Source organism: Sphingobacterium sp. T2 (assembly GCF_000814685.1).
GTDB lineage: Bacteria > Bacteroidota > Bacteroidia > Sphingobacteriales > Sphingobacteriaceae > Sphingobacterium > Sphingobacterium thermophilum.
Genome location: NZ_JXAC01000229.1, coordinates 1 through 5052, shown reverse-complemented (window position 1 = coordinate 5052; position 5052 = coordinate 1). Strand labels below are relative to the sequence as shown.

The window sequence follows — 5052 nt, the reverse complement described above, 5'->3', positions numbered from 1 at the left end:
CATATGTATAATTWWAAGGGATTACTTTTCGTTGAATCAACCAAACCATTACCAAAGTTAATGGTATAAGTAGATTTTTTTTCTAAGGAATCTGGAAGTCGTAATAATGAGTTTTTTCTTTTTGATTTTATAATCCGGTTGTTTCTCTACATCTGGAGAAATACTGAATTCCTTATAATGGTTGTTTAGCTTAATATATTCATCAAATTCGAATACTACTTCTTTATGATCAAAATTTCGCGTTAGGTTTGGTACAGAAACATTTAATAATTTGGGAGGAATACTATCTTTTGGTCCTCCTGTAGGAGCTTGCATATTGGCACAGCGAATGCAAAATAGCGATATAAGAAAGAGTAATATAGCTATTAAGTTGTTTGTTAAACTAAAGGATGTTTTCGATTGTTTCCAGTATTTCATCATAACAATTTCTTATATCGCTAATATATGTGTTTTAACTCATATGAACCATAAGAACGCTTATATCGGCTGGTGACACACCTGAGATTCTGGATGCTTGTCCTAAGGTTCTTGGTTTTATTTTCATTAATTTTTCCCTAGCCTCTATAGAGAGTGAAGTAAGTTTGGTATAATCGAAGTCAGGATTGATTTCTTTTTCTTCCATCTTCTTCATTTTATTGACGATTTCCATTTCTTTTTCGAAATAGCTATCGTACTTCACTTTTATTTCAGCTTGCTCTAATGTTTCTTTATCATATTTTGAGATATATGCTTTGAACTCTTGATCTGCTTTAGCTAGGTGTTCTATATTGATATGTGGTCTTGTGAGGATATTGTACATTCTTGTTTTTTGCGATAGCTCACTTGATCCCACTTCGCTTAGGATAGGGTTCATGCTATTTGGTTCAATAGAACGTTCTTTGAGATATTGAACTAACTCTTCGGAATCTTTTACTTTTTTATTTACTTTTTCTAATCGTTCATCGGAAACCAATCCTAGTTTATGAGCAATAGGAGTGAGGCGTACGTCAGCATTGTCCTGACGTAGAAGTAATCTATGTTCTGCACGGGAGGTAAACATACGATAAGGTTCTTCGGTACCTTTGGTCACCAAATCATCGATAAGGACGCCTATATAAGATTCCGAACGTTTGAGTATTAGTTCGTGTTGATCGTTTATTTTCTGATGTGCATTTACCCCGGCAATGAATCCTTGTGCAGCGGCTTCTTCATAACCAGTAGTTCCGTTAATCTGTCCTGCGAAGAATAGATTTTTTACACGGAAAGTTTCTAAGGTTAGGTCCAGCTGGACAGGAGGGAAGTAGTCGTATTCTATAGCATATCCAGGTCTGTACATTTTTGCATTCTCAAATCCTGGTATTAAACGCAATGCTTTTAGTTGTACATCCTCCGGCAGTGAAGTAGAAAATCCGTTAACATATATTTCTACCGTTTTGAAACCTTCTGGTTCTACAAAGATTTGATGTCTGTCTCTTTCTGCAAAACGATTGATTTTATCTTCTATGGAAGGACAATAACGAGGACCTAATCCTTTTATACGTCCGGTGAACATGGGAGATTTGTCAAAGCCCGTCTTTAATACATCATGAACTTCATTATTGGTGTAGGTAATCCAACAACAACGCTGTTCTTTCGGACTTTCGACATTCGTATAGGAAAATTTTCCACGCTCTTCGTCTCCCCATTGCTCTTCCATCACAGCATAGTTGAGGCTTCTGCCGTCTACGCGTGGAGGAGTTCCTGTTTTCATTCTTCCGGATTCAAAGCCTAAGGATACGAGTTGTTCAGTTAAACCTGTAGCTGCTTTCTCGCCGGTACGTCCGCCACCAAATCTTTTTTCCCCTATATGTATAATGCCGTTGAGGAAAGTTCCGTTCGTTAATACTACAGCATCTGACTCTATACGTATTCCTAAAGATGTCACTACACCTCTAGCCGTATTACCTTCTACGATTACTTCCTTTACCGTATCTTGCCAGATATCCAGATTAGGTATGGCTTCTAGTTGAAGTCTCCACTCTTCTGCAAAACGCATTCTATCATTTTGTGTACGTGGGCTCCACATCGCTGGACCTTTAGAACGGTTCAGCATACGGAATTGTAAAGTGGATTTGTCGGCTATAATTCCGGTATATCCACCCATAGCATCTATTTCGCGAACTATCTGTCCTTTGGCTACACCACCGATAGCAGGGTTGCAGCTCATCTGTGCAATCACACCCATATTCATAGTTATGAGTAGCACAGAAGACCCTAAGTTCGCAGCGGCAGCTGCAGCTTCACAGCCTGCATGTCCCGCACCTACTACAATAATATTATATTTTTCAAACATATCCTTATCTGCTGTTCCACGTGAAACTTTATTTTTTTTAATCGGGTTTCACGTGGAACTTTTTTAAATATACTCTGCTAATTCTAACCAACGTTCTGATTTTTCTTCTAACTCCTCCTGCAATGCTTCGATGTCTTTTGCTAGATTTGCTAGAAGGATATGATCTGTTGTTGAGTTTAATTCTTTAGTTTTTTCTTTTATTAAATTTTCTTAATTCACTAATTCTATTTTCCAACTCATTAAACTCCCTTTGTTCTTTGTAGGATGAGTTTTCTTTTTTGTTGCTTGATTGTTGTCTCTTGTTTTGTTTTTGGATTTCTTTTTGTTTTTCTTTTCAGTCTTCTTTTTTGTTCTTTTTATTTTTTTGCTCGACCTCAAATTTATAGTCTGCATAATTTCCATTATAGATGATTACTTTCTTGATCATCAAAAATGAAAAGTTGGTCGGTGAGTTTGTCTATAAGATATCTGTCGTGTGAGACTAAAATCAAAACCCCAGAATAGGATAGAAGGAAGTCTTCTAACACATTTAGTGTATCTATATCCAAGTCGTTTGACGGCTCATCCAGTATAAGGAAATTTGGATTTGCCATCAGCACGCGCATAAGCTGAAGTCTTTTCTTTTCTCCACCACTTAGTTTTTTAACCAGACCGTGTTGCTTTTCGGGAGGAAAGAGAAATAAGGTGAGGAGCTGTGATGCTGTAATAATGTCTCCGTTTGCCATCTGGATATAGTCGGCTACGGATTTTACAATATCGATCACCTTTTCATCATCTTTGAAGTCTAGTCCTCCTTGTTTATAATACCCGAATTTTGTGGTTTCGCCAATTACGACAGACCCTTCATCAGGAGCAAGGGTGTTTGTTATGAGGTTTAGAAAAGTACTTTTTCCAGAACCATTTCTTCCCGATAATCCTATGCGATCACCTTTTTTGAAAACATAGGAAAAGTTTTCTATAACCGTTTTTTCGTTAAATCTTTTGGTTATATTGTGTACTTCAAGAATTTTTGATCCCTGGCGTGATACTTTTACACTCAGCTGAACCTTGTCTTGCGCTCGGGGACCTTTAGACTTTTCTTCCAGATCGTAAAAGGCATCTATTCTGGCTTTAGCCTTTGTGCCGCGCGCCTGAGGTTGACGACGCATCCATTCCAATTCTTTTCGTAAGAGGTTGCGTGCTTTCTCTGCAGCAAGAATGTCATTATACTCACGCTCGGCTTTTTTCTCCAGAAAATAGGCATAGTTACCATTATAGGTATAAAGCTTGCCTTTGTCTAGCTCCCGGATTTGCGTGCATATGTTGTCCAAGAAATAGCGGTCGTGAGAAACGAGTAGGACTGTCTTGCTACCTGTAGTCAACAGCTTTTCTAACCATTCAATAGTTTCTATATCGAGATGGTTGGTAGGCTCATCGAGAATATAAACGTCCGGTTCGTCAATAAGCAGCTTCGCTAGCGCTAACCTTTTCTTTTGACCACCGGAAAGCGTGCTTATCTGTTGATCAAAATTTGTAATCTGAAGACGGCTTAGGATAGTTTTTATATTTTGTTCATATTCCCAAGCGTCTAAAGCTGTTATTTTATCGGTAAGCTGTTCCAGCTTTTTTGTGTCAATATTTTTGGATTCCAGTAATTGTTCGTACTCTTTTATTAGCTGTTGTTGCTCATTTTCGCTGGAGTAGATAAAATCATTGATAGTACTTATCCCTGTGAAGTCTGGCTCTTGAGGTAAATAGCCTATACGTATCCCTCTTTCTTTTACTACCCTACCTTCTTGTGGAGGAAATTCTTCAGCCAATAATTTGAGTAGAGTAGACTTTCCGGTTCCGTTGATACCGACAAGAGCAACCCTGTCGCCTTTTTGAAGGCCGAAATGTAGGTCTTTAAATAACCAGCGGTCATTGAAAGAATGACCTAATTGTTCTGTACTAATTATACTCACGCTACTTCTTTTATGTGTGATGTTTGGTAAATGTGTATCCCTTTCTTATCGCCTGCGGCCATATTTACCATTGCTGAAGCTACATCACGTGCACGTATGCTTCTATAATCTTTGTATTTACCGAATAACAATAAATTTATTATCGGAGATAAGATCTGGGCTATTTTTTCAGCTAATCTAAATTCTTTTCTATCTCCCAATAGGAGTGAAGGACGGAAGATATGAACGGTTTCTATTCCCACAGATTGAATAGCTTCTTCTACTTCTCCTTTAAGTTTTAAATAAAAGTTTTTGGAAGAAGGATTTGCTCCAATACTGCTGACTAGACTAAAAACCTTACACGTATCTTTCAATGTTGTAGCTACCTTCAAAGGATATTCCAAGTCAATTTTGTAATAGTCCGTCTGATTTGGCGTTTTTGCTGCCGTACTTCCAACACAGCTGAAGATATGGGTGATGTTAATATTTTTTATATGTTTTTCAATGTCGTCTATCTCAGAAATAATCTGTATAAGCTTGTCGTGTTCTATAGCTATCTTTCGTCTGGATACAGTATATATGCGCCCGTATTTATTATCTTTCAATAATAAATCCAAAACATTACTGCCGACAAGACCTGTTGCTCCTAGAATTAAAGCCGTATATTTTGTATCTGACATAGCATATCCAAATTACAAAAATACGTAAATAATAATTTTTATGATTGTGGWAAAACTAAATAACTTTTAACAAGGAAGTATGTAAAATTTGAGATTTAGCTTTAAATTTGGCTAATTGAGGATTTAAAGAGGAACTTTA

At 37.2% G+C, this 5052-nt stretch carries 4 protein-coding genes; all 4 read right to left on the bottom strand.

Features of this window, described 5'->3' with window-relative positions:
• Positions 1–57: 57 nt before the first annotated feature.
• Positions 58–420: a hypothetical protein gene (locus tag SD31_RS12860; RefSeq protein ID WP_231561612.1), complete on the bottom strand. Its 363-nt coding sequence runs from the start codon at positions 418–420 to the stop codon at positions 58–60.
• 31 nt (positions 421–451) lie between these two features.
• The gene (gene mnmG / locus SD31_RS12855) at positions 452–2311 is read right to left on the bottom strand and encodes a tRNA uridine-5-carboxymethylaminomethyl(34) synthesis enzyme MnmG (RefSeq protein ID WP_039054432.1); all 1860 of its coding nucleotides are present in this window, start codon (positions 2309–2311) and stop codon (positions 452–454) included.
• A 401-nt stretch (positions 2312–2712) separates the two neighbouring features.
• The gene (locus SD31_RS12850; protein ID WP_316929879.1) at positions 2713–4254 is read right to left on the bottom strand and encodes an ABC-F family ATP-binding cassette domain-containing protein; all 1542 of its coding nucleotides are present in this window, start codon (positions 4252–4254) and stop codon (positions 2713–2715) included.
• Positions 4251–4913 (bottom strand): NAD-dependent epimerase/dehydratase family protein, encoded by a 663-nt coding sequence (locus SD31_RS12845; protein WP_039054431.1) that lies wholly within the window; start codon positions 4911–4913, stop codon positions 4251–4253. Before SD31_RS12845 ends, SD31_RS12850 begins: the two co-directional genes overlap by 4 nt.
• Positions 4914–5052 lie beyond the last annotated feature (139 nt).

Excerpts from the sequence above, each read along its gene's own strand:
- SD31_RS12845 (WP_039054431.1), bottom strand. The coding sequence starts at position 4,913 with ATGTCAGATACAAAATATACGGCTTTAATTCTAGGAGCAACAGGTCTT.
- SD31_RS12860 (WP_231561612.1), bottom strand. The coding sequence starts at position 420 with ATGATGAAATACTGGAAACAATCGAAAACATCCTTTAGTTTAACAAAC.
- mnmG (WP_039054432.1), bottom strand. The coding sequence starts at position 2,311 with ATGTTTGAAAAATATAATATTATTGTAGTAGGTGCGGGACATGCAGGC.